The organism is Mesorhizobium sp. M0306, from assembly GCF_040321655.1.
Lineage (GTDB): Bacteria > Pseudomonadota > Alphaproteobacteria > Rhizobiales > Rhizobiaceae > Mesorhizobium.
In genome coordinates, this window is sequence record NZ_JAMYRY010000021.1 from 62,499 (window position 1) to 84,889 (window position 22,391).

General features: G+C 61.4%; 25 protein-coding genes. 15 read left to right on the plus strand and 10 right to left on the minus strand.

Translation table 11 applies throughout. The annotated features are described in order from the left end of the window. Positions 1 to 55 precede the first annotated feature (55 nt). Entirely contained in the window at positions 56 to 1,630 is a 1,575-nt protein-coding gene (locus NKI95_RS24010) for a trimethylamine methyltransferase family protein (RefSeq protein WP_352719686.1), read from the minus strand. A 308-nt stretch (positions 1,631 to 1,938) separates the two neighbouring features. Between NKI95_RS24010 and NKI95_RS24015 the strand changes: the two genes are divergently transcribed. Continuing rightward, entirely contained in the window at positions 1,939 to 2,637 is a 699-nt protein-coding gene (locus tag NKI95_RS24015; RefSeq protein ID WP_352719687.1) for a cobalamin B12-binding domain-containing protein, read from the plus strand. A gap of 81 nt (positions 2,638 to 2,718) precedes the next feature. On the opposite strand, the gene NKI95_RS24020 is transcribed toward NKI95_RS24015, so the two are convergent. Further along, on the minus strand, positions 2,719 to 2,859 hold the full coding sequence (locus NKI95_RS24020) for an EncA/B family entericidin (RefSeq protein WP_352719689.1): 141 nt from the start codon (positions 2,857 to 2,859) through the stop codon (positions 2,719 to 2,721). Between the two features lie 64 nt (positions 2,860 to 2,923). Between NKI95_RS24020 and NKI95_RS24025 the strand changes: the two genes are divergently transcribed. Continuing rightward, entirely contained in the window at positions 2,924 to 3,553 is a 630-nt protein-coding gene (locus tag NKI95_RS24025; protein WP_352719691.1) for a DUF1638 domain-containing protein, read from the plus strand. 58 nt (positions 3,554 to 3,611) lie between these two features. On the opposite strand, the gene NKI95_RS24030 is transcribed toward NKI95_RS24025, so the two are convergent. Together NKI95_RS24030 and NKI95_RS24035 are read right to left on the minus strand one after the other, a co-directional pair. Next, on the minus strand, positions 3,612 to 4,127 hold the full coding sequence (locus tag NKI95_RS24030; protein ID WP_352719693.1) for a hypothetical protein: 516 nt from the start codon (positions 4,125 to 4,127) through the stop codon (positions 3,612 to 3,614). A gap of 44 nt (positions 4,128 to 4,171) precedes the next feature. Next, positions 4,172 to 5,083 (minus strand): NAD-dependent epimerase/dehydratase family protein, encoded by a 912-nt coding sequence (locus tag NKI95_RS24035; RefSeq protein WP_352719695.1) that lies wholly within the window; start codon positions 5,081 to 5,083, stop codon positions 4,172 to 4,174. 122 nt (positions 5,084 to 5,205) lie between these two features. Between NKI95_RS24035 and NKI95_RS24040 the strand changes: the two genes are divergently transcribed. The 10 genes from NKI95_RS24040 to NKI95_RS24085 all read left to right on the plus strand — a co-directional run bounded on the left by NKI95_RS24040 (position 5,206) and on the right by NKI95_RS24085 (position 14,698). Continuing rightward, positions 5,206 to 5,781, plus strand: a complete 576-nt coding sequence (locus NKI95_RS24040) for a DUF4893 domain-containing protein (RefSeq protein ID WP_352719697.1) — start codon at positions 5,206 to 5,208, stop codon at positions 5,779 to 5,781. Positions 5,782 to 5,855: 74 nt separating this feature from the next. Beyond that, the gene (locus NKI95_RS24045; RefSeq protein WP_352719699.1) at positions 5,856 to 6,638 is read left to right on the plus strand and encodes a formyl transferase; all 783 of its coding nucleotides are present in this window, start codon (positions 5,856 to 5,858) and stop codon (positions 6,636 to 6,638) included. A 45-nt stretch (positions 6,639 to 6,683) separates the two neighbouring features. Next, complete coding sequence (locus NKI95_RS24050; protein ID WP_352719701.1) at positions 6,684 to 7,595, plus strand: fatty acid desaturase; 912 nt, start codon at positions 6,684 to 6,686, stop codon at positions 7,593 to 7,595. Positions 7,596 to 7,830: 235 nt separating this feature from the next. Continuing rightward, a complete protein-coding gene (locus tag NKI95_RS24055; protein WP_352490721.1) occupies positions 7,831 to 8,133 on the plus strand; it encodes a virulence factor in 303 nt (100 codons plus the stop codon). Further along, complete coding sequence (locus tag NKI95_RS24060; protein WP_352719703.1) at positions 8,126 to 8,749, plus strand: methylenetetrahydrofolate reductase C-terminal domain-containing protein; 624 nt, start codon at positions 8,126 to 8,128, stop codon at positions 8,747 to 8,749. The genes NKI95_RS24055 and NKI95_RS24060 overlap by 8 nt, the downstream gene beginning before the upstream one ends. Continuing rightward, entirely contained in the window at positions 8,746 to 9,837 is a 1,092-nt protein-coding gene (locus NKI95_RS24065; RefSeq protein ID WP_352719705.1) for a methylenetetrahydrofolate reductase, read from the plus strand. The genes NKI95_RS24060 and NKI95_RS24065 overlap by 4 nt, the downstream gene beginning before the upstream one ends. A gap of 80 nt (positions 9,838 to 9,917) precedes the next feature. Beyond that, positions 9,918 to 10,892 (plus strand): methyltetrahydrofolate cobalamin methyltransferase, encoded by a 975-nt coding sequence (locus NKI95_RS24070; protein ID WP_023676516.1) that lies wholly within the window; start codon positions 9,918 to 9,920, stop codon positions 10,890 to 10,892. Between the two features lie 113 nt (positions 10,893 to 11,005). After that, on the plus strand, positions 11,006 to 13,075 hold the full coding sequence (locus NKI95_RS24075; RefSeq protein ID WP_352719706.1) for an ASKHA domain-containing protein: 2,070 nt from the start codon (positions 11,006 to 11,008) through the stop codon (positions 13,073 to 13,075). A gap of 187 nt (positions 13,076 to 13,262) precedes the next feature. After that, positions 13,263 to 13,445 (plus strand): hypothetical protein, encoded by a 183-nt coding sequence (locus NKI95_RS24080; protein WP_023719927.1) that lies wholly within the window; start codon positions 13,263 to 13,265, stop codon positions 13,443 to 13,445. Between the two features lie 269 nt (positions 13,446 to 13,714). After that, a complete protein-coding gene (locus NKI95_RS24085; RefSeq protein WP_352719707.1) occupies positions 13,715 to 14,698 on the plus strand; it encodes an alpha/beta hydrolase in 984 nt (327 codons plus the stop codon). 6 nt (positions 14,699 to 14,704) lie between these two features. Here the strand turns inward: NKI95_RS24085 and NKI95_RS24090 are convergent, their stop codons facing one another. Then, positions 14,705 to 15,604: a LysR substrate-binding domain-containing protein gene (locus NKI95_RS24090; RefSeq protein WP_023676521.1), complete on the minus strand. Its 900-nt coding sequence runs from the start codon at positions 15,602 to 15,604 to the stop codon at positions 14,705 to 14,707. A 230-nt stretch (positions 15,605 to 15,834) separates the two neighbouring features. Between NKI95_RS24090 and NKI95_RS24095 the strand changes: the two genes are divergently transcribed. The 3 genes from NKI95_RS24095 (at position 15,835) to NKI95_RS24105 (ending at position 17,791) form a co-directional block, all read left to right on the plus strand. Further along, positions 15,835 to 16,020: a hypothetical protein gene (locus NKI95_RS24095; RefSeq protein ID WP_352719709.1), complete on the plus strand. Its 186-nt coding sequence runs from the start codon at positions 15,835 to 15,837 to the stop codon at positions 16,018 to 16,020. A 335-nt stretch (positions 16,021 to 16,355) separates the two neighbouring features. Further along, a complete protein-coding gene (locus NKI95_RS24100) occupies positions 16,356 to 16,490 on the plus strand; it encodes a hypothetical protein (protein ID WP_013894968.1) in 135 nt (44 codons plus the stop codon). Positions 16,491 to 16,852: 362 nt separating this feature from the next. Then, complete coding sequence (locus NKI95_RS24105) at positions 16,853 to 17,791, plus strand: GlxA family transcriptional regulator (protein ID WP_352719753.1); 939 nt, start codon at positions 16,853 to 16,855, stop codon at positions 17,789 to 17,791. 31 nt (positions 17,792 to 17,822) lie between these two features. On the opposite strand, the gene NKI95_RS24110 is transcribed toward NKI95_RS24105, so the two are convergent. From NKI95_RS24110 to NKI95_RS24130, 5 genes are all read right to left on the minus strand, one after another. Further along, positions 17,823 to 18,608 carry an ABC transporter ATP-binding protein gene (locus tag NKI95_RS24110; RefSeq protein WP_352719710.1) on the minus strand — a complete coding sequence of 262 codons (786 nt, stop codon included), beginning with the start codon at positions 18,606 to 18,608 and terminating at the stop codon, positions 17,823 to 17,825. Then, positions 18,605 to 19,381 carry an ABC transporter permease gene (locus NKI95_RS24115; RefSeq protein WP_292654712.1) on the minus strand — a complete coding sequence of 259 codons (777 nt, stop codon included), beginning with the start codon at positions 19,379 to 19,381 and terminating at the stop codon, positions 18,605 to 18,607. Before NKI95_RS24115 ends, NKI95_RS24110 begins: the two co-directional genes overlap by 4 nt. Before the next feature lie 71 nt (positions 19,382 to 19,452). Further along, positions 19,453 to 20,403: an ABC transporter substrate-binding protein gene (locus NKI95_RS24120; RefSeq protein WP_352719712.1), complete on the minus strand. Its 951-nt coding sequence runs from the start codon at positions 20,401 to 20,403 to the stop codon at positions 19,453 to 19,455. Positions 20,404 to 20,518: 115 nt separating this feature from the next. After that, complete coding sequence (locus NKI95_RS24125) at positions 20,519 to 21,367, minus strand: DUF1194 domain-containing protein (protein WP_352719713.1); 849 nt, start codon at positions 21,365 to 21,367, stop codon at positions 20,519 to 20,521. Between the two features lie 100 nt (positions 21,368 to 21,467). After that, complete coding sequence (locus NKI95_RS24130; RefSeq protein ID WP_352719714.1) at positions 21,468 to 22,292, minus strand: site-2 protease family protein; 825 nt, start codon at positions 22,290 to 22,292, stop codon at positions 21,468 to 21,470. Between the last annotated feature and the right edge of the window lie 99 nt (positions 22,293 to 22,391).

Genomic DNA, 22,391 nt, shown 5'->3' on the forward strand with positions numbered 1-22,391 from the left:
AGACTTCCTTGTGGATGATGTTGGCGACTTTAGCCCCGCCTGATTCGGGCTCCTTTCAGGTGAAGGCGTCGGCCATCGACGCCTTCTTCGTCGCGATATAGTCCTTCAGCCCATCGTCGATGCCCGGATCGAGATACGGTGCCTCGTAGCTTTCCAGCCAGCGGCGGGCCAGTTCGTTGGCGCGCTGCGGCGCGGTCTTTTCGCCTTCGGCCAGCCACTGCTCGTAGGAATTGTTGTCGGCGATATTGGAGCGGTAGAACGCTGTCTGGAAATTCGCCTGGGTGTGATCGCAGCCGAGATAGTGGCTGCCCGGGCCGACCTGGCGGATGGCATCCATCGCCTGGCCATTTTCCGACAGGTCGACGCCTTCGGAGAACTTCTGCGTCATGCCGAGCTGGTCGATGTCCATCATGAACTTTTCGTAGCAGGAGGCGAGACCGCCCTCGAGCCAGCCGGCCGAATGCAGCACGAAGTTGGTGCCGGCGAGGATCGTCGAGTTCAGCGTGTTGGCGCTCTCATAGGCGGCCTGCGCATCGGGGATTTTCGAAGCACAAAGCGAGCCGCCGGTGCGGAACGGCAGGCCGAGCCTGCGGGCAAGCTGCGCCGCGCCATAGGAAACCAGCGACGGCTCCGGCGTGCCGAAAGTCGGTGCGCCCGACTGCATAGAGATCGACGAGGCGAAGGTGCCGAACAGCACCGGCGCACCGGGCCGGATCAGCTGTGTGAACGACGCGCCGGCCAGCACTTCGGCGAGAACCTGGGTCAGCGTACCGGCGACCGTCACCGGGCTCATCGCACCGGCAAGGATGAAGGGCGTGACGATGCAGGCCTGGTTATGGCGCGAATAGACTTTCAGCGCCCCCAGCATGGTCTCGTCGAAGACCATCGGCGAGTTGGCATTGATCAGGCTGGTCAGCACCGTGTTGTTCTCGACAAAATCGTCACCGAAAACGATCTTGGCCATCGCCACCGTATCTTCAGCGCGCTCGGGCGCGGTCACCGAGCCCATGAACGGCTTGTCCGAATATTTGATATGGCTGTAGACCATGTCGAGATGGCGCTTGTTGACCGGCACGTCGACCGGCTCGCAAACCGTGCCGCCCGAATGGTGGATCGACGGCGCCATATAGGCGAGTTTCACGAAATTCCGGAAATCCTCGATCGTGGCATAGCGCCTGACGCCGTCGAGATCGCGCACGAAGGGCGGTCCATAGACCGGCGCGAACACTGTCGCATTGCCGCCGATCTGCACCGAGCGCTCGCCGTTGCGGGCGTGCTGGGTATAGACGGACGGAGCGGTCTTCAACAGCGAGCGGCAGAGGCCCTTGGGGAAATGCACCCGCTCGCCCTTGACGTCGGCGCCCGCCTCTTTCCAAAGCTGCAGTGCCTCGGCGTCGTCGCGGAAGATGATGCCGATCTCTTCCAGCACCGTGTCGGTGTTCTTTTCGATCAGCGCCAGGCCTTCCTCGTCCAGCACTTCATAGACGTTGATCTTGCGCTTGATATAGGTGAGCTGTGTGCCGGGGCCGCCGCCCGAACGTGCAGCCCGGCGCGCTGCGGCGCCACCGCTGGCAGCGCGCCCGCGCCGTGCGTTTGACGCTTCCTGATCGACCGGCGCGTTCTCACTCATAATCGTTCTTCCCTGGCTTTCGTTATGGCCTGATTTGCTTTGGCCGGGCTCTTGTTCCGGCCTGAAATCCGTTTGCGGCCGCATATTGCGGTCTCTGGCCGGATCGTAGCCATGCACCCTATTCGAAACGGCCCGCCAGCGCCAACGCCTGTCGCAAAATCGACAAGAATTCCAAGAGATTTACGGTCGCTTTCGTTTTGCGGGAAGTCGCAAATCAGCTATGGACAACCGGCCCGCGCAGGTTAGGTATTGACGCGATATTTTTAAGCTGCCGCGATAGTTGTAGCCGGCAAGGAGCCTGAGAAAAAATGGCCGACGACGAGATCATCCTTTCGGAACTCTCCGACGACGAGTTGGTGCAGCAGATGCACGACGATCTTTATGACGGGTTGAAGGAAGAAATCGAGGAAGGCACCAATATCCTTCTCGAGCGCGGCTGGGCGCCTTACAAGGTGCTAACCGAGGCTCTGGTCGAAGGCATGCGCATCGTCGGCGAGGATTTCCGCGACGGCATCCTGTTCGTTCCCGAAGTGCTGCTATCGGCCAACGCGATGAAGGCCGGCATGTTCATCCTGCGTCCGCTGCTTGTCGCGACCGGCGCGCCGAAGCAGGGCAAGATGGTGATCGGCACAGTCAAGGGCGACATCCACGACATCGGCAAGAACCTGGTCGGCATGATGATGGAAGGCGCCGGCTTCGATGTCATCGACCTCGGCATCAACAATGCGGTCGAAAAATATCTCGATGCCATTGAAAAACACCAGCCCGACATCATCGGCATGTCGGCCCTGCTGACGACGACGATGCCTTACATGAAGGTCGTCATCGATACGTTGAAGGAAAAGGGCATTCGCGACGACTATGTCGTGCTGGTCGGGGGCGCGCCGCTCAACGAGGAATTCGGCAAAGCCGTCGGCGCCGACGCCTATTGCCGCGACGCCGCGGTGGCAGTCGAGACCGCCAAGGACTTCATGAAGCGCAAGCACAACGTCCGCGCTTCGGCCTGAGTCAATAAATTCGGCACCGACGAGAAAAGCCGCGCCTTGCAGTGCGGCTTTTTTATTCCCAAATGTTTGAAATCGTGCAGATCAGGGTTTCTTGACGGTATCGTCAACCGCCTTCGCAGTGGATTTGATATCCTTACCGACGCCGCGCACCGTGTTGGCGCAGGCCGAAACAGCCAAGGCGCAGACGAGAATAGCGATTGGCGCAACGCGGAACAATTTCATGATTGGTGTCTCCCTCAGCATATAAATTCGCTGGACAGCAACGAAGATGGATTAGACTGGTTCCATGACTACCGCGCGAAAACAACAATCCGATCAAGGCGACAGGCTGCTCGTCATCGCCTGCGGGATGATTGCGCGCGAAGTTCTGGCGGTCAAGGAGCAGCTCGGGCTCGACCATCTCGACCTGACCTGCCTGCCGGCGGAGTTCCATTTCTATCCGGACCGCATTGCGCCGGCCATGGACAAGGCAATCGCCAAGGCCAGGGCCGACGGCTACAAACACATCTTCGTCGGCTATGCCGATTGCGGCACGGGTGGCCTGCTCGATCGGATCTGCGAGAAGCACGGTGTCGAGCGCATGGCCGGGCCGCATTGCTTTGCCTTCTACCAGGGCATGGATGCCTACGCGAAGGTCGCTGGCGACGACATGATGTCGTTCTACATGACCGATTTCCTGTGCCGGCAATTCGATGCCTTCTTCATGAAGCCGCTCGGCCTCGACAAGCACCCGGAGCTGATCAAGGACTATTTCGGCAATTACGAGAAGCTGATCTATATCGCTCAGACCGACGACCCGGAACTCGACAAGGTCGCCGAAAAGGCGGCGAAAATGCTCGGCCTCGCCTATGAGCGGCGCTCGACCGGCTATGGCGACCTGACGAAGGAATTGGCTGGGGCCTCAGCACATTCGTAAAAGAAATAGCGTCCTCTAAGCGTTTGCCGGAGGCTGCCGGTCATTTTCGCCCACCGACTCACCGATCCGATGTGACATCGATAATGCGCCCGGTTTCAAGGCGGATCGGCCCCCGCGCGGTTGGATCTTTAAGCAATATTTCGGCAAGCATTGCATCGACATTGTCGAAATTACCTTGCAGAATTGACGGATCACTTAGCTCCCAATACTCCCCTTCATCGACGACATAGAGACTGGAGAACAAGCGAGTAATTTCGCGTAGAAACCTGATGATCTCGATATGAGCGCCTGAACCTGCAAACTGAGTTTTACAATATTGTTGAACGAAGAGGTGCTTGTCGAACTCAAGCCGCAGCGGTTCCGAATTGGGATGCGGTTGAAGCTCTATTCCAAACACGGGGCCAATATAGTCCGAGTTTCGTTCATCAATGACTCGATTGAGCGTCTTCTCGCGCTCATCGATCTCGCGCACCGGCCAGTCTCGCGCAGTGGCGAACGCCTTGGCTTCGTGCAGCAAAGCAGCATATTGCTCGTGACCCCGTAACTGTCCTTCAAAGTGGATTGTTACTCCCAACTACCTCTCCCAGTGACGCGCAGTCCTGACGAATACCTGCGCTCTTATTCCGCCACAAGCCCGGCGAGCACATCGGCAAAGCTCGTCTTGCAGACGAAACCCAGCCGGTCCTTCGCCCGCGACGCGTCATAGACCCGATCGATCGACGAAAACATCGTCCAGCCTTTCTTCGTGTAGAGTGCGGGATAATCCGGAAAATAGCGCGCGACGACCGACGGTGCGTTGGCGATCAATGCCGCGCAATCGTCGGGCTGGAACGGTGTTAGCGCCGAAATGATGAAGATGTCGAAGTCCAATTGCGGCGCTTTCTCCAGAGCAGCGATGTGGGCGTCGGCTGCGTCCTCCACCGTCAGCCGGCGGAACAACAGCTCATTGGCCTTGGTGTTGGCATCCGACTGTTCGATCACATGAGCCATGTCGTCTGCCTCGGGAAAAAACCGGGCGGTGCGCAACACGATCACCGGCAGGCCGAACTGCAAATGATAGAGCCGGCAGAGGTGTTCGGCTGAAAGCTTGGTGACGCCGTAGATGTTGCGCGGTTCAGGCGACATGTCTTCCGTCAGCCATGCCGCCTTACGCGCCCCGCCGGTGAAGCCGGTGCGGATGGTTTGGGAAATCATCAGCGATGTCGTCGACGTGAAGATGAAGCGCTGAACCGCGAATGCTGCTGCCGCATCGAGCAGGTTGAGCGTGCCACGCACATTCGTCTCGACGAAATCCTCGTTGCGATGACGTTCGATGTCGGGCTTGTGCAGCGCGCCGCTGTGAATAATTGCCTCGATACGGTTCTCCTTGACCGCCTGCATGACCAGGTCGCGATCGGCGACTGAGCCGACGATTGGCGTTTCCGAAGACGGAACGAGATCGAGACCGGTGACGTCATGGCCGAGGGCTCGCAGACGCGGTGCCAAGGCGCTGCCCAGCCAACCCGACGATCCCGTCAGCAAGATCCGCATTCTTTCCACCTCGTTTCTGCTGTCGATGCTCAAGCACGGATGACAGAACGCGGCGAAACATTAAGGTATGCGCCAGACAAGAAAACAGGCTGCTCCAGCCATCAAAAAGGGAAACGCCACCGATGATCGTTCGCCTCATGTTTGCCGCAGCAGCTGTCTTCTGCTTGACGTTGCCCGCGTTCGCCGATGGCGAAGTGCAGAAGCTGATCACGACTGCCGACAAGGCGCGGCTCGACAAATATGGCGAGACGCGCAAGGCAGCGCTTGACGAGGCGAAGGCCGGCGATCCCGCCGAGGTCAAGCAGTTCGACGCCTTGCTGGCAAAGCCGCTGGTTTCCTTCTCCGACAAGGACCTGACCGGCAATTGGCAATGCCGCACCATCAAGGCCGGCGGATTGAGCCCGCTCGTCATCTATGGCTGGTTCAAATGCAAGGTGAGCGACGACGGTTCCGGCTGGAGACTGGAAAAGATCACCGGCTCGCAGCGCACGAAGGGCCGCTTCTTCGACGATGGCGAGAAACGCGCGATCTATCTCGGTTCCTTCCACGTCAACGACGATCCGGCAAAGCCCTACGGCAGCGGCCCGGAAAGCGATCAGGTAGGCTATGCCTTCCGCAACAGCGCCGGCGAATGGCGCATCGAGTTCCCGGCGCCCTACTTCGAATCGAAGCTCGACATCCTCGAATTCAAGCGCTGAGCCCTATCACCAACGGTTAACCCGCTCAGCCTAGCATTCGCGCCCAGAGAACAGGTCTTGTTGGGTCGCGAAATATGGCACGGTCGAAACCAAACCAACGGCCGATCGTCGTCGTCACCGAAGGCGGCCCGCATATCTGGGCGATCGTCAACGCCATCGCCGACCACCTCGCGCCTGTCAGCGTCATTCTCGAAGCCCCTGAATCCAAAAAGCAATTGCTTCTCGGGCGGGCGCGGCGGCAAGGCCGGACCTCGGCCATCGGTCAACTCGGCACGATGATGCTGACCCGACTCGGTAAGCGCTTCTTCGCCGCCCACGCAGCACGGCTTGCGGCCGAGCAGAAGCTGCAAACCGAACCGAAGCCTGGGCAAAAGATCATCCATGTCCCGTCGGCCAACGCGCCGGAGTGCCTGCAGGCGATCGCGGAAATCCAGCCGGGTGTCGTGCTGCTCGCCGGCTGCCGCTTGCTGTCGCGGCAGACACTGGCGAAAATCCATTGCCCGGTTCTCAACTATCATGCCGGCATCGCCCCGAAATATCGTGGCATGAATGGCGGCTACTGGGCGCTGGCTTCAGGCGATGCGGGAAATTTCGGCACCACCGTGCATCTCGTCGCCGCCGGCGGCGACACTGGCGGCGTGCTGCGGCAGACGCGCGGCAAACCGCAGCCGGGCGACACAATTTCAAGCTACGCGTTGCGGCAGGCAGCGTTCTCGCGCGACATCTGCGTCGAGGCGGTCAGGGATGCGCTGGCCGGCAAGCTCGGTACGGTCGAGCCCGGCCTGCCTTCGAAACAATGGTTTCATCCGACGGTCTGGTTCTATCTCTGGACCGGGATAAGAAACAGCGTCTGGTAATGCGCGGCGATTTACCCGACAGCCACCCGCCACTAACATTGCATCATGAGCGACATCGACCACCGCACCATCATTGCCGGCCTTTCGGTCGAGGACCGTCGCGACCTCACCGCCAGGCTTGACCGGCCAGGCATTGTCCGGCTGGCCGTCCATGGCGGGCTGGTTGTCGTGCTGGGCGCGCTGACCGCCGCCCGCATCCCGTTCTGGCCGCTTCTCGTCTTGCCGCAGGGGATCCTGATCGTCTTCTTCTTCACGCCGTTGCACGAGACCATCCATGAAACCGCGTTCAGGACGGCGTGGCTCAATCGCGCTGTCGCCGCCGTGGCCGGCTTCCTGATCCTGCTGCCACCCGCATGGTTCCGCTATTTCCATTTCGCCCATCACCGCCACACCCACGACCCGGACAACGACCCCGAACTGATGGCCCCGAAGCCGGAGACCATCGGCCAATATCTGCGCTATCTGTCCGGCGGCCCCTATTGGATCGCCATGGGCCGTGTGATCGCAACCAATGCGGCTGGTCGCAACCGCGACGGCTTCGTACCGGAAAAGGGTCGCGGCAAGGTGGTTGCCGAAGCACGGCTGTTCCTGATCGGCTATGCGGCGTTGCTGGCCGCATCTCTCGCCATGCAGTCGGCGCTGCTGTTGTGGGTCTGGATCGTGCCGGTGCTAGTAGGACAGCCGTTTTTGCGGGCCTACCTGCTGGCCGAGCACGCATTGTGCCCGCATGTCGCCAACATGCTCGAGAACACCCGCACCACCTTCACCACAAGGCTGGTGCGCTTCGTGGCTTGGAACATGCCATACCATTCGGAGCACCATTCCTATCCGGCCGTTCCCTTCCACAGCCTGCCGCGCTTCCATGAGATAGTCGCGGAGCATCTACGCACGACCGAACGAGGTTACGTGCGCTTCCACAGGAAGCTGGTCGGCAGCTACGATGGCCGCGCCGGCTGACCAGTGCTGGAAGAAACTCCGCATTCAACCGCGGCCGTCGATTGCGTCGCTTTTGAAGGCCCCCGCGTCGTCCCATAACAAGCAGCCCAACAGCGCTTCCGGCAATGCTCGAAACCACTGCATTGGCCAAAAGATCGGAATCGATCTTCGCAGGGCACGATGCAGCGGAGTTAGGTGGTAGAGCATCGTTTATGCGTTCGATTGGACGCGCGGCGCTCTACAGGAGCAGGAATTCATGGCCGATCTGATCGTCGTCTACTGGCGCGACATCCCCGCCCAGGTCATCGTCAAAAAGGGCCGGCAGAACGCCAAGCGCGAACTGCCGCTGCGCTTCACTGAGGCGATCGACATGTGCGCCATGCGCACCGGCGCCGGCGGCACCGACGACTATCTTGCCGAATGGCGCAAGGCAGAGCCCATCCCAGTCGGCGACGATCTTGAAGCCGAGGCCGAGAAGGCCCTTCAGGAACTTGATGCGAAATACGACCGTGAGCGGCTGGTCGCTCTGGTCAAGGCGGGCGGCAAAGAAAATGTCTGATCCCCAATCAATGCCGGCGACGACGGCTCAAGCCGGCGTGACCCAGGCGACCATCGTCAAGAAGGCGGCGCCGAAATCCGACTACAAGCCGGCCGACGTGTCGCCGCAGCGGCGTGTGCAGCGCTCTTTCGCGGTGCGCCTTTGGTCTGTGCGGCATTCGCGGCTGCTCGAATGGTTCTACGCCAAATTCGCCGACATGTTCCTGCTCCTCCATCCGCTGTGGAAGGGCATCGGCTACAGCCGTGTCGAAGGGCCTGTGAAATTCGTCGAAAAGCGCGTCAAGGGTTTCATGTTCGACTGCCGCATGTGCGGCCAGTGCGTCCTATCCTCGACCGGCATGTCGTGCCCGATGAACTGCCCCAAGCAATTGCGCAACGGCCCTTGCGGCGGTGTCCGCGCCAACGGCAATTGCGAGGTCGAGCCTGACATGCCTTGCGTCTGGGTCAAGGCCTGGGAAGGCTCGCGCAACATGGTGCATGGCGACAAGATTTTTGACGTGCAGAAGCCGGTGGATCAGTCCTTGCGCGAAACCTCCGCCTGGCTGCGGGTGACCGCGCAGGCCGCCGCCGCCCGCAATGCGGCCCAGAACACTACCAACACCGGAGCGTCGGCATGATCGGCCGCCAGCCAGACGAGAATCCGGCCGGCATCCATTTGCCGCTCGATCCCCTGCCCGGCCACACCTCCCGCGGCCGGCTTGAGCGGGTCCTGCGACGCGGCGAGTTCGCAGTGACGACCGAGCTCAATCCGCCCGACAGCGCCGATCCGGAAGACGTCTACAACCGCGCCAGGATTTTCGACGGCTGGGTCGACGCCATCAATGCCGTCGACGCTTCCGGCGCCAACTGCCACATGTCGTCGGTCGGCATCTGCGCGCTGCTGACCCGCATGGGCTATGCCCCGATCATGCAGATCGCCTGCCGCGACCGGAACCGCATCGCCATCCAGGGCGACGTGCTTGGGGGTGCAGCGATGGGTGTCGCCAACATGCTGTGCCTGACCGGCGACGGTGTGCAGGCTGGCGACCAGCCCGGCGCCAAGCCGGTGTTCGATCTCGACTGCATGTCGCTGCTCGAAACCTGCCGTATCATGCGCGACAACGGAAAATTCCTGTCCGGCCGCAAACTCACGACGCCGCCGCAGCTTTTCCTTGGCGCGGCCATCAACCCGTTCGCGCCGCCGATCGATTTCCGGCCCTATCGGCTGGGCAAGAAGATCGCCGCCGGGGCACAGTTCGTGCAGAGCCAGTACTGCTTCGACGTACCGATGTTCCGCACCTACATGCAGAAGGTCCGCGATCTCGGCTATACCGAGAAATGCTTCATCCTGTGCGGCGTCGGGCCGCTGGCCTCGGCCAAGACAGCCAAATGGATCCGCTCCAACGTACCGGGCATTCACATTCCCGATCAGATCGTCAAGCGCCTGGAAGGCGCTCAGGATCAGAAGAAGGAAGGCAAGCAGCTCTGCATCGACATCATCAATGAGGTGAAGGAAATTCCCGGTGTGTCCGGTGTCCATGTGATGGCCTACCGCCAGGAAGAATACGTCGCCGAGATCGTCGATGAGTCCGGCGTGCTGAAGGGCCGCCGGCCGTGGAAACGCGAAATCCGCCGCGACGACCAGCTCGTTGCCGACCGGCTCGACCACATACTGCATGACGACGTCACCGAAACCCAGGTCGACATGGTCAAGACCGCGCATTGACAGCGCGAATCGTCAGCATTCGCTTGATCAGAAACAGATAACGATATAAAGAACTCTTTATATCACGATGGAGAGATTTCATGACCCGGACCATCGTCGCCTCGGCGACACGAGAAATTATCATCGGCTTCGATCAGCCCTTCTGCGTGATCGGCGAGCGCATCAACCCGACCGGCCGTAAGAAACTGGCCGCCGAAATGATCGCCGGCAATTTTGAGACCGTCATCAAGGATGCGCTGGAGCAGGCCGCCTGTGGGGCGACCATGCTCGACGTCAATGCCGGCGTCACCGCAGTCGATCCCAACGCCACCGAGCCGGCGCTGCTGGTGCAGACGCTGGAGATCGTGCAAGGCCTGGTCGACCTGCCGTTGTCGATCGACTCGTCGGTGACCGCCGCGATCGAAGCGGCGCTGAAGGTTGCCAAGGGCCGGCCACTGGTCAATTCTGTTACCGGCGAGGAGGAAAAGCTCGAAGCTATCCTGCCGCTGATCAAGAAATACAACGTTCCGGTCGTCGCCATTTCCAATGACGAGACCGGTATTTCGATGGACCCCGATGTGCGCTTCGCCGTTGCCAAGAAGATCGTTCAGCGCTGCGCCGACTTCGGTATTCCGGCGCATGACGTGGTCGTCGACCCGCTAGTCATGCCGATCGGCGCGCTGGGCGATGCCGGCCGCCAGGTATTTGCCCTGCTACGCCGGCTGCGCGAGGAGCTCAAGGTCAACACCACCTGCGGCCTCTCCAACATCTCGTTCGGCCTGCCGCACCGTCATGGCATCAACGCCGCCTTCATCCCGATGGTGATCGGCGCCGGCATGACCTCGGCGATCATGAACCCGGTGCGGCCGCAGGAAATGGAAGCGGTGCGCGGCGCCAACGTGCTGAACGGCACCGACGAGAACTGCACCAACTGGATCAGGACCTACAAGGACTACAAGCCTGCTGAAGGCGGCCAGGCCGTTGCCGCCCGGACGCAGGTCAACGCGCCGGGCGATGGCAATGGCAATGGCGGACGCAGGCGCGGCGGCCGCGAAGCGCGGATGGCCCGGGGTTGAGCCATGGCTTGACCGACACGATATGGGGCCTAGGACTGGGGAGGAACCGAAACACAGCGGCATCGCTGCCGTGGCCAAGACCCGGGCAGCGTAGAAAGTAAAGTCTGGAACGTATGAACTCTCCCGTCAACATCACCGATCCGCTCGTGCTGTTCATGCCGTCCGGCAAGCGCGGGCGGTTTCCGGTCGGCACGCCGGTTCTGGATGCCGCGCGCCAGCTCGGTGTCTATGTCGAGAGCGTGTGCGGCGGGCGTGCCACTTGCGGGCGTTGCCAGATCGAGGTGCAGGAAGGCAATTTCGCCAAGCACAAGATCGTTTCCTCCAACGATCACCTCTCGCCCAAGGGCGCCAAGGAAGAGCGCTACGAGCGCGTGCGCGGGCTCCCCGAGCGGCGCCGCCTGTCCTGCTCGGCACAGATCCTCGGCGATCTCGTCGTCGACGTGCCGCAGGACACCGTCATCAACGCGCAGACCATCCGCAAGGATGCCGACACCAGGGTCATCGCCCGCGATGCGGCAATCCGCATGTGCTATGTCGAGATCGAAGAACCCGACATGCACAAGCCACTCGGCGACCTCGACCGCCTGAAGATCGCACTGATGAAGGACTGGGGCCTCAAGAGCCTCGATTTCGATTTCCATCTGTTGCCGCAGGTGCAAGGCATTTTGCGCAAAGGCAACTGGACCGCGACCGCCGCCATCCACAAGGATACCGACAGCGAGACCGCGCGGGTTATCGCTCTGTGGCCCGGCCTCAAGAACGAGGCGTACGGGCTTGCCTGCGATATCGGCTCGACCACCATCGCCATGCATCTGGTGTCGTTGCTGTCGGGTCGCGTCGCCGCCTCGTCGGGCACATCCAATCCGCAGATCCGCTTCGGCGAGGATCTGATGAGCCGCGTCTCTTACGTGATGATGAACCCGGACGGCCGCGAAGGCATGACGGTCGCCGTACGCGAGGCCATTTCGGGCCTCGTCGACAAGGTCTGCGCCGAAGGCAACGTCCAGCGCAACGACATCCTGGATTCCGTGTTTGTCGGTAATCCGATAATGCACCATCTGTTCCTCGGCATCGATCCGACCGAGCTCGGCGGCGCCCCCTTCGCGCTAGCCATCTCGGGCGCCGTGCACATCAAGGCATCGGATATCGGCCTGAAGCTCAACCAAGGCGCCAGGCTCTATATGCTTCCTTGCATTGCCGGCCATGTCGGCGCGGACGCTGCTGCAGTGACGCTGTCGGAAGGCCCGCACCGCCAGGACGAGATGATGCTGATCGTCGATGTCGGCACCAATGCCGAAATCGTGCTCGGCAATCGCCAGCGGGTCGTGGCGGCCTCCTCTCCGACTGGCCCGGCCTTCGAAGGTGCGGAAATCTCCGGTGGCCAGCGTGCCGCACCGGGTGCCATCGAGCGCGTCCGTATCGATCCCGAAACGCTGGAGCCTAAATACCGCGTCATCGGCTCGGAACTCTGGTCCGACGAGCCGGGCTTCCTCGACAGCGTGCAGGCGACCGGAGTCACCGGCATCTGCGGCTCCGGCATCATCGAGGTGGTCGCCGAGATGTATCTCGCCGGCGTCATCTCCGAGGACGGTGTCGTCGACGGATCGCTGAGCGCCCGCTCGCCTCGGGTCGTCGCCAACGGCCGCACCTTCTCCTATGTGCTGAAGGAAGGCGGGCCCAAGATCACCATCACCCAGACCGACGTGCGCGCTATCCAGCTTGCCAAGGCCGCCCTTTATGCCGGCACCAAGCTTTTGATGGAAAAGCAGCACACTGATCATGTCGACCGCATCCACTTCGCCGGCGCATTCGGCTCGTTCATCGACCCGAAATACGCAATGGTGCTGGGCCTGATCCCGGATTGCGATCTCGACAAGGTCTCGGCCGTTGGCAATGCGGCCGGCGCCGGCGCCCGCATGGCGCTGTTGAACCGTGGCTATCGCCGCGAGATCGAGGAAACCGTTAGCAAGATCGAGAAGATCGAGACGGCGCTGGAGCCGAAATTCCAGGAACATTTCGTTTATGCGATGGCGCTCCCGAACAAGATCGACCCGTTCCCCAAGCTGTCGGCGGCGGTGAAACTGCCGCCACGCAAGACGGTGAGCGAAGACGGCATTGCCGGCGACGCTGCCCCGCGGCGGCGTTCGCGCGAAGGCCACGCCGCGCGGCGCGGGCGGGGATGACTCGCCCCCGCTAGGCTGTCATACCTTCCATTTTCATTTGTATGCAAATGTTTCCAGATCGCGCCGATCTGGAAACGAAATCGCGTTTTCGTGAAATCCGCCAGATACATAGGCGGTGCATTTAACCGGCATCGAACGGCAGGCAGAACCAGTTTCCGGCCACCGCAACGCTCCAAAGGAGATCAAGATGTCGATGTTCGAAAGCCTCGGCCGCTATGGTGCGGCCTTCAAGAAAGCACGCGAAGCGCGCAAGTCGCTGCGCATCCTGAACAGCCTGCCGCCTGAGATCCAGAAGGACATTGGCTGGCCGGTGTCGCCGCGATCGAGCAAAAAGCAGCTTTCGGTCGGCTGGGGCATGCAGCGCGGATGAAATTCACCGACAAATGCTAGCTGCTCGGTATTCGCCGGGGCCGCAATGCGGCTCCGGCTGCACCCAGCAATTGGCTGCGCGCCGCATTACTGCCCCGGCGTTGAACTGCGCCGCTGGGCCAGCGACTTCATAGGCCGGACGCTTTGTCGCCAGCCGGGATCAAACCACCGTGTTGAGATCGCATAAATCTTGACTTTTTTGGTGGCGACACAATCTTCGAAATAGTCGGGGGTTCTCTTAGTCGGCTCAGCCGAAGTCCGTGTATCTGCATGCCCAGCCTCAAAAGCCACGTCGTGTCGTTCGTCCTCAGGTACAGCCGCAAGAAGGCGTTTTCCAGCCCGGAGAACCTGCAACGCTGGATCGCCTATGCGCGCAAGACTGAAAACCATCAGCCGCCTGCGTCGCTGCAGTCGCGCCTGGAGATCACAACCCGCACGATCAGCGGCTTCCCCGTCTACGAGATCGCTCCCCAGGCTGGCGAGCGGAGGCGGATTCTCTACCTGCACGGCGGCGCTTACGTCTTTGAAATTACACCCTATCATTGGCGGCTGATCGCCGACATGGCCGACCGTCTCGGGTTCGGCATCACCGTGCCGATCTATCCCATTGCTCCCGAACACGATTTCCACGCCATGTTCGGCATGGTCGGCGCCGTCTACCGCCAGATGTTCGGCGAAACCAGGGCAAATGACATCATCTTCATGGGCGATTCCGCCGGCGGAAACATGGCCGTCGTGCTGACCATGATGGCTGCGCAAGACGGCCTGCCCTTGCCATCACGCCACGTGCTGATTTCGCCCGGCCTCGACGTGTCGCTCGCCAACCCAGAAATGTATGAGGCTGAACGCAACGATCCGTGGCTGGGCATTGCTGGCGGCCGCGAGGCGATCCGGCTTTACAGCGCCGGCATAGATCCCACCGACTGGCGCATCAGCCCGGTTTACGGCGACCTGTCGGTGCTGCCCAAAACGCTGCTGCTGACCGGTTCACGCGATCTGCTCACCCCCGACAATCTGATCTTCGCGGAAAAGGCACGCGCGGCCGGCGTCGAAATTGAGGTCGTCCACGAGCAAGGCATGTTCCATGTCTGGCCGTTGATCGACATGCCGGAGGCGCGACGCGCGCGGGACAGTATAGTGGCCTTCTTGACCAACGAAACTGACAGTTACCATGCCACGGCAGGCGAGTTGTCGCTGCAAAGGACAGACCGCGACGGAACCTCTCGCGATCTGGTTGCGCCGCTCAGGTCGTAGTTTGGGTCAGAACTTCCCAGTTTCCCTGAACATCTCAAACGTCGCGCGGATATGGTCGGCGACTGCCTTCACCGGCGCGCTGGCGTCCGGCGTCACCACCATGGCGAGATTGTAGGTGCCGATGTCAGGCATGCCGTCCTTCGGGCACAGCTCGACCATGTCACTGCCGAGGAACGATTTCGGCAGCGGCGCGACTGCAAGATCCGCCATGATCGCGGCGCGCTGGCCGGCCGTGTGTGCGCTCATATAGGCGATGCGGTAGTTGCGGCCCTCGCGGCCAAGCGCCTCCAACGCCCCTGCCCGCCAGGCACAGCCCTCTTCCCACAATGAGACCGGCAGCGGCTCGCGCAGATGCGCGCAACCGCCCTTGGCACCGGCCCAGACGATCGGCTCTGTGAGCAGCACTTCGGCGCCGATCGCGCTGGTCTTGTAGGAGTTGGTGAGCAGAGTTATGTCGAGTGCCCGGTCGTCCATGCGCCGGCGCAGATTGACGCTCTGGTCGATGGTGACGTCGACGGCGATCGATGGATGCGATTGTGCGAACCGCTTCAGCACATGCGGCAGCACACGTTCGCCATAATCGTCCGGCGAGCCGAGCCGCACCACCCCGACAATGTCTGGAATGATGAACTTCGACACCACCTCGCGATTGATCGACAGCAGCCGGCGCGCATAGCCGAGCAGCATCTCGCCATCGGTGGTCAGCGTCACCGAACGGGCGTCACGCGCGAACACCGAGCGGCCGAGAATATCCTCCAGCTTCTTGATCTGCATGGAGACGGCCGACGGCGTGCGGAAGACCGCATTGGCCGCAGTGGTGAAACTGCCGGTCTCGGCGATTGCAACGAAAGTGCGCAGAACGTCGAGATCGAGCAGCGGCAGCGGATGATTGAGTGGGGCGTTCATGGGAAGCGACCTTCAATTTTTCTGATGCAAACCATCATTCCATTTCGTTTGATTGAACATCAGTTTGGGAGGATAGTCAACTCCATCGAAGGCAGGACGCATAGAAGTGGTCCCGAAACAACCATGACACGGACCTGCAATCGACACGAAATGAAGCTGAAACAAACCCGGTGTACCCCCTGACGCTGCAAGCGCCGGGACAATCCCGGCCCAACGCGAAGGAGAATGAGATGTCTATCCTGTCATCCATCGGTCGGATCGCGACCGAGTTCAGCGAGGCTCGCGCCCGCTACCAGACGGAACGCGCCATCCGCGCGCTGCCGATTGAACTGCAGAAGGATATCGGCTGGCCCGACGCTGCCGATGCCAAGGCCGGCACTCGCCATGGCGTGGGATCCTGGGCTGGAGCAAAGTAAACCGTGTGTATCAACAGCTGAAGGCCTGCCGCGTAGATCAGCCCGGCAGGCCTTTTTGTTTGTATTCAAATGATTTTCCCGAGCCATGTCGCCGTCGCATGCCGCATATGAGCAAGTCGCATAGCAGCCCGCACTGACAATCAACACATTGTAAATAATCGAAAATCCTGGGCAGAATGCCCAAATTTGTCGCATTCCGTGTCGCTTTTCATATCAAGTGCTTCGCTTTTGCGATTTAGTTTCCCCTCACGTAAGCCTATATCATCATCAACAAACGAGCTGCCCCACTCCATCAAGCGAAGGCGACCCGTCTGAGCAACCGAATGGAGATGATCATGAAGCTTTTTGCCCGCCTCTTTGCCCGCCGCGAAATGAACCTGACGACGGCGCTCGAGCGCCAGCGCCTGGCCAACACCATGCCTGGCCAGACCGGAGCCATGGCTGCCGCGCGCCTCGGCTTTGTCGCCTGAGACAGTAATCCTGAGACAGTAATCTTGACGGAAGCAGCCTAGCGCTGCTTCGACGTCGATCCAGCGCCGCTTCGGTTTTGCCGAGGCGGCGTTTTGGTGTGCGCAGACTGCGTCGGCTCGTTTGGTCAATCCGGCGGCATGTCGTGTCCTTCGCCGCATAGCGATTGCCCATTTGCGACCCATGTCGCAAATAAAGTCTTTCCGTTGCCATCTAGCCAATTGACAGGAAACGTTTTTCCTGATGTCGCTATGCTGATCGCGACATCCTGTTCGCGCCATTGCAGCGTGAGGATCTACCCGTGAACGTCGTAAAGCACCCGATCCGGCGATCGTTTGTATTCTTCCTGGTCCCCGATTTCACCATGATCGCCTTCGCGACGGCGCTCGATCCGTTGCGTTCGGCCAACCGCATGCTCGGCTATGAAGCCTATCGCTGGCGGCTCGCCAGCATCGACGGCAAGCCGGTGCGCGCCTCGAACGGCGTCGAATGCGCCGTCAACACCTCGCTGGAGGAAGAGCGCAAGAAAATGTCCGGACCGGACCGGCCGAACATGGCCATCGTCTGCAGCGGCATCAATGTCGAGTGCTATCAGAACAAATCGGCCTTTGCCTGGCTGCGCGAGGAGTACAATCGCGGCGTTGCCGTCGGCGGCCTGTGCACCGGCGCGCATATCCTGGCCGCCGCGGGCCTGCTGTCCAACAAGCGCTGCGCCATCCATTGGGAGAACCTGCCGGGCTTTTCCGAGGCGTTCCCCAAGGCCAATGTCTTCGCCGACCTCTTCGAGATCGACCAGAACATCTACACCTGCGCCGGCGGCACCGCCGCGCTCGACATGATGCTGAAGCTGATAGGCGACGATTTCGACGAGAGCCTCGTCAACCGCGTCTGCGAGCAGGTGCTGACCGATCGCGTGCGCAGCCCGACCGACCGCCAGCGCCTGCCGCTGCGCGCCCGCCTTGGCGTGCAGAATTCCAAGGTTCTGACCATTATCGAGCTGATGGAGGCCAATCTCTCCGAGCCGCTCTCGCTGATCGAGATCGCTGACCATGTCGACCTGTCGCGCCGGCAGATCGAGCGCCTGTTCCGCACAGAGATGGGGCGCTCCCCTGCCCGTTACTATCTGGAGATCCGCCTCGACCGCGCCCGGCACCTGCTGATCCAGTCGTCGTTGCCGGTGGTCGAAGTGGCGGTCGCCTGCGGCTTTGTTTCCGCATCGCATTTCTCCAAATGTTATCGCGAGTTGTACGCCCGCTCGCCGCAACAAGAACGCGTCGACCGCAAGCAGCTTCTGGCGGCTTGATCGGACCATCGGCTGAACGAAGCCTGCCTAGTCAATGCACTTCGGCCGTGCGCATCGCCTCGACGCGGATGTCTTCCGTCAGCCGCGCCTTCAGTGCCGAAAACTCCGGGCTGGTCTTCAGCGTATAGTGGCGCGGATGCGGCAGGTCGACAGCGACATCCGACTTGATGCGGCCAGGCCGCGCCGTCATCACCACGACGCGCGATGCCATGAAGATCGCCTCCTCTATGTCGTGGGTGACGAACAGCACCGTCTTTTGCCGGCGCTCCCAGATGCCGAGAAGCAGTTCCTGCATCAGCCCGCGGGTCTGGTTGTCGAGTGCGCCGAACGGCTCGTCGAGCAGCAGGATCTCCGGATCGTTGGCCAGTGCCCTGGCGATCGCGGTGCGCTGCTGCATGCCGCCTGAAAGTTGCTTCGGCCAATGGTTCTCGAAGCCTTTAAGCCCGACGAGATCGACATAGGACGCGACGATATCGTGCCGCTCTCGTTCGGCCATTCCGCGCTCGCGCAGGCCGAAGGCGATGTTGTCGGCGACCGTCAGCCACGGGAACAGCGTATAGGACTGGAAAACCATGCCACGGTCTGGACCCGGCCGGTCCACCACCCTGCCGTCGAGCAGAACACGTCCCTCACTCGGCGCTTCGAGGCCGGCGACGATCCTGAGCAGCGTCGACTTTCCACAGCCGGATGGCCCCAGGATGGTGATGAAGTCGTTGGCAGCAACCGCCAGATCGACCGGCATCAGTGCCTGGACCGGCTGCCCGCCGCCGACACCGGCGAAGGTGCGCGAGACGCCTTCAATGAGCAGCTTGCTCACGCCAGGCTCCACGGAAACAGCCAGCGGTTGAGCGCCTTGAAGGCGAAATCAGACAGCAGCCCGATCAGGCCGATGACGATGATGCCGAAGATGATCTGCCCCGTCGCCAACCGCGACTGGCTGTTGATGATCATGTAGCCGATGCCCGACGACGAGCCGATCAGCTCGGCGACGATGACATAGGTCCAGGCCCAGCCGAGCACCAGGCGCAGGGTTTCGGCGATCTCGGGCGCATTGGCCGGCATGATCACGCGCCGCACGATGCCGTTGTCGGACGACCCAAGCGTATAGGCGGCCTCGACCAGGTCGCGCCGTGTGCCGCCGACCTTGACCGCGATGATCAGAATGATCTGGAACACCGAGCCGACGAAGATCACCAGCAGTTTTTCGAGCTCGCCGACGCCCGCCCACAGGATGAGCAGCGGGATGAAGGCCGATGCCGGCAGATAGCGGGCAAAGGAGACGAACGGCTCCAGGAACGCCTCCACCGGCTTCCAGGCGCCCATCACGATGCCGAGCGGGACGGCAACGATGGCCGCCATCAGAAACCCGCCGAAGACGCGCCAGATGGTGATGAGGATGTCGAGCCAGAAGCGGTCCTCGACCAGCAGCCGCCAGCCGTCTCTCACCATCGACAGCGGATCGGCAAGGAAAATGCGATTGACGTGGCCGCCAAGCGTGATCCACGCCCAGAACGCCACGAACAGCACGAAGAACGAGATGCCGAGCACGGTTCGAGTGCCCGGCGAGACCGGATGCAAGGGGCGCGGCATCTTCGACCGTCCTCTGATCTGAATGAAAAAGCGGCGGCGCACGCGCCGCCGCCGGGCGACAATCCTGCCGGTTAGTCGGCGACGGCGCTGGTGTCGGCCAATGTCGAGACGTCGGGCGCTTCCTTGATCAAGCCCATCTGCAGCAGAAGCTCGCCGGCGGTCTTGGAAAAGTCCTGGAATTCCTTGGTGAAGAACTGCTTGTTTTCGGCCTTGTCGGCCCATTTCAGGTATTTGGCCGACTCTTCGAACTCCTTGGCCGACTGCTTCACGTCGGCGCCCATCGTTTCATAGGATTTCGCGGGATCGCTCTTGATCAGGTCGAGTGCCTCGAAATAGCTGTCGGCAAGCGCCTTGGCCGCATCCGGATTGGCCTTAAGGAACTCCGGCGTGCAGCCGACTGTATCGAGGACCATCGGATAGTCGAGAGTGGTCACAAGGATATGGCCCTGGTCGGACTTGTCGCGCACCGCCGAGATGAACGGCTCATAGGTCACCGCCGCATCGTTCTGTCCGGCGAGAAACGCCTGCGCCGCCGCGTCCGGCTCCAGGTTGACGACCGTCACGTCCTTGGTCGACATGCCGTTCTTGTTGAGCACCCAGGCCAGCATGAAATAGGGCGACGTGCCCGGCGCCGAGGACGCGACCGACTTACCCTTGAGATCGGCGACGGTCTTGATGTCGTTGCGGGCGACAATGCCGTCGGCGCCGTAGGACTTGTCGAGCTGGAATATCTGCTTGGTCGTCACACCATTGGCGTTCCAGACCAGCCAGGTCTCGACCGTGGTGGCGGCGCATTGCAGGTCGCCGCTGGCGATGGCGAGCGGCCGGCTGGCTTGCGGCACCTTCTTCAAGGTGACGTCGAGGCCGTGCTTTTCGAAGATGCCGGCCTGCTTGGCGAGGGTCAGCGGCGCAAAGCCGGTCCATCCACTGATGCCGATGCTAACCGATGTGGCGGCCATCGCCGGCGCGGACAATCCGACGGCAAGCGTCAAGCCTGCGGCAAGAATTCCGATCCTGTTCATCTCGGTTCCCCTTTTTATGTGTTCGGATGGGGAATTGTGTCACAGACGCCCACAGGCTTGTCAATGAAGCAGATGCTGCACTGCGGTATCTCACTACCGGCAGTAAACTTCGCCATTAGCGGGTGTTGTACATCCAGCTGCGATCGCGCCACATTTTTTCGCCGACCAGGCAGTCGGTGTCGGGGATGTCCTGTGCCAGCACCAATGGCGGATGCGCCGCCTCTTCGGCCGCTCGCTGCGGCGAGGCCGGACCAGCAAGCTCCAGCACCAGCTTGCGGCGGATTGCCTCCGGAAACTGCGTCCAGTCATTGACCGGGATCATGAAGGAGCCCGGCCCGCCGATGACGCAGTCGCTGTAGTAACGGTCGAGATTGTTGACATCATAAGCGCTGCTGAACCCGCCCCTGGTCATCAGCGGCAGGCCGTTGACGGTGATGCCCTGCTTGATCACGGCGTCGCGGGTGATATCGACAGGTGCGCCCTGGTTGTTGGGGCCGTCACCCGAAATGTCGATCACCCGCTTGACGCCCTGGAAGCCGCTTTCGGCAAAGAGATCGCTGGCGAATTCTAAGGCGCCGGAGATCGAGGTGCGCCTGGCACTGGCCGGCGGATGAGCGGAAAGCTGCGCTGCCAGCCGCTCAGCGTCGGCACGATTGGCGATCACCGTCCATGGCACCACGACCTGCTGCCAGGTCGCGCCAGCCCATTCGACGTAGGTGACGGCAATCTTGCCATGAGCGCCTTCGCCGATTGCCTGCAGGACATCGTCGTGCGTCAGCGCCGCCGCATAGCCATGACGCTGGATTTCGAGTTCGTCGGGCGACATGGACAAGGATACGTCGACTGCCAGCACCAGTTGGACATCAACCGGCTCGGCGGCGCGGGAGTTTGCAGTCAGCCACAGCGCCGACGCCAGCGCGGCGGCGCCCGAGACGAGATGTCTTGCACGGGCAAAAGCAGACATGCCGCACGGTAAGCGAAAATCGCCGATCGACAAAGAGAAAAGCCCGGTGGAGAGCCGGGCTCATCCGGTCACATTTTTGCGAACCGCCGGAAAATGAATTTCATTTGTGGATGCGGTGCCCGCCCCGTCCCCGCCACTCCACGGCCTTCTCGACATCCGTCTCAGGGAATGGGTCCGGCTTCGGTTTTCTAGTACCGACCCCGCGCGCTGCCCTCCAGTTCGGCTTGAATGACGGCGGAAGCCACAACAGAATACCTGCACCCGCGGCAGGCAAGATGATCGCAAAACGCAGAATTGAAAGTACGATGCCGCAGATGCCGACGATCTGCGCGGCCCGGCGGACGCCGAAGCGTCTCAGGAACAAATGTCTTGCAATCACGCCGCCATCCAGATCGTAGGCGGGCAGGATGTTGAGAACGATAAGCGACACGTTCAACAATGCGCCAATCCAAAGCGTCCATTCCAGAGGACCGGCCGACCTTGACGGCAGCCACCCGAATGGCCTTTCGGGCGCAACTGGGATGAGTTCTCCAAAAACCAGATAATAGGCCGCAGCGAAAAACGCGGCGAGCGCGACGTTCGCCAGGGGACCCGCTATCGCAATCCGCGCCCAGGCAGGCGATGGCGCTGCGGCGCGTTTGAAACGCGTGAGCCCGCCGAAGAGATATAATTCTATCCTGTCGGTGGCGACGCCTTGTCGGCGTCCGATCCAGGCGTGTGCCAGTTCGTGCAAAAATATCGACGCAAATAGAAGCGCTGCAAAGATAGAGGTATGGATCAGTGCATCCTTGGGTCGGCTCGCCCACTCGTTCAGGAAGGGCAGCACGATGGGAATTGCCAAGGTCCAGCTGACGCGAACCGGGATATTCCGGTTCAGCTGAAACACAAGCGCATCGTTTTTTCTGTCCCAGCCGATCCGCCGCAAAGGCACCCCCCAATCGCAGCGCGACGGTAAGCGAGAATCATCGCTCCACAAAGCGAAAAGCCCGACGATGAATCGGGCTTCTGCATTCAGGTCCTGCTG

Bases quoted from the DNA above. Each gene is read 5' to 3' on its own strand.
- NKI95_RS24010 (WP_352719686.1), bottom strand. From the start codon at position 1,630: ATGAGTGAGAACGCGCCGGTCGATCAGGAAGCGTCAAACGCACGGCGC.
- NKI95_RS24015 (WP_352719687.1), top strand. From the start codon at position 1,939: ATGGCCGACGACGAGATCATCCTTTCGGAACTCTCCGACGACGAGTTG.
- NKI95_RS24020 (WP_352719689.1), bottom strand. From the start codon at position 2,859: ATGAAATTGTTCCGCGTTGCGCCAATCGCTATTCTCGTCTGCGCCTTG.
- NKI95_RS24025 (WP_352719691.1), top strand. From the start codon at position 2,924: ATGACTACCGCGCGAAAACAACAATCCGATCAAGGCGACAGGCTGCTC.
- NKI95_RS24035 (WP_352719695.1), bottom strand. From the start codon at position 5,083: ATGCGGATCTTGCTGACGGGATCGTCGGGTTGGCTGGGCAGCGCCTTG.
- NKI95_RS24040 (WP_352719697.1), top strand. From the start codon at position 5,206: ATGATCGTTCGCCTCATGTTTGCCGCAGCAGCTGTCTTCTGCTTGACG.
- NKI95_RS24045 (WP_352719699.1), top strand. From the start codon at position 5,856: ATGGCACGGTCGAAACCAAACCAACGGCCGATCGTCGTCGTCACCGAA.
- NKI95_RS24050 (WP_352719701.1), top strand. From the start codon at position 6,684: ATGAGCGACATCGACCACCGCACCATCATTGCCGGCCTTTCGGTCGAG.
- NKI95_RS24055 (WP_352490721.1), top strand. From the start codon at position 7,831: ATGGCCGATCTGATCGTCGTCTACTGGCGCGACATCCCCGCCCAGGTC.
- NKI95_RS24060 (WP_352719703.1), top strand. From the start codon at position 8,126: ATGTCTGATCCCCAATCAATGCCGGCGACGACGGCTCAAGCCGGCGTG.
- NKI95_RS24065 (WP_352719705.1), top strand. From the start codon at position 8,746: ATGATCGGCCGCCAGCCAGACGAGAATCCGGCCGGCATCCATTTGCCG.
- NKI95_RS24070 (WP_023676516.1), top strand. From the start codon at position 9,918: ATGACCCGGACCATCGTCGCCTCGGCGACACGAGAAATTATCATCGGC.
- NKI95_RS24075 (WP_352719706.1), top strand. From the start codon at position 11,006: ATGAACTCTCCCGTCAACATCACCGATCCGCTCGTGCTGTTCATGCCG.
- NKI95_RS24080 (WP_023719927.1), top strand. From the start codon at position 13,263: ATGTCGATGTTCGAAAGCCTCGGCCGCTATGGTGCGGCCTTCAAGAAA.
- NKI95_RS24085 (WP_352719707.1), top strand. From the start codon at position 13,715: ATGCCCAGCCTCAAAAGCCACGTCGTGTCGTTCGTCCTCAGGTACAGC.
- NKI95_RS24090 (WP_023676521.1), bottom strand. From the start codon at position 15,604: ATGAACGCCCCACTCAATCATCCGCTGCCGCTGCTCGATCTCGACGTT.
- NKI95_RS24095 (WP_352719709.1), top strand. From the start codon at position 15,835: ATGTCTATCCTGTCATCCATCGGTCGGATCGCGACCGAGTTCAGCGAG.
- NKI95_RS24100 (WP_013894968.1), top strand. From the start codon at position 16,356: ATGAAGCTTTTTGCCCGCCTCTTTGCCCGCCGCGAAATGAACCTGACG.
- NKI95_RS24105 (WP_352719753.1), top strand. From the start codon at position 16,853: ATGATCGCCTTCGCGACGGCGCTCGATCCGTTGCGTTCGGCCAACCGC.
- NKI95_RS24115 (WP_292654712.1), bottom strand. From the start codon at position 19,381: ATGCCGCGCCCCTTGCATCCGGTCTCGCCGGGCACTCGAACCGTGCTC.
- NKI95_RS24120 (WP_352719712.1), bottom strand. From the start codon at position 20,403: ATGAACAGGATCGGAATTCTTGCCGCAGGCTTGACGCTTGCCGTCGGA.
- NKI95_RS24125 (WP_352719713.1), bottom strand. From the start codon at position 21,367: ATGTCTGCTTTTGCCCGTGCAAGACATCTCGTCTCGGGCGCCGCCGCG.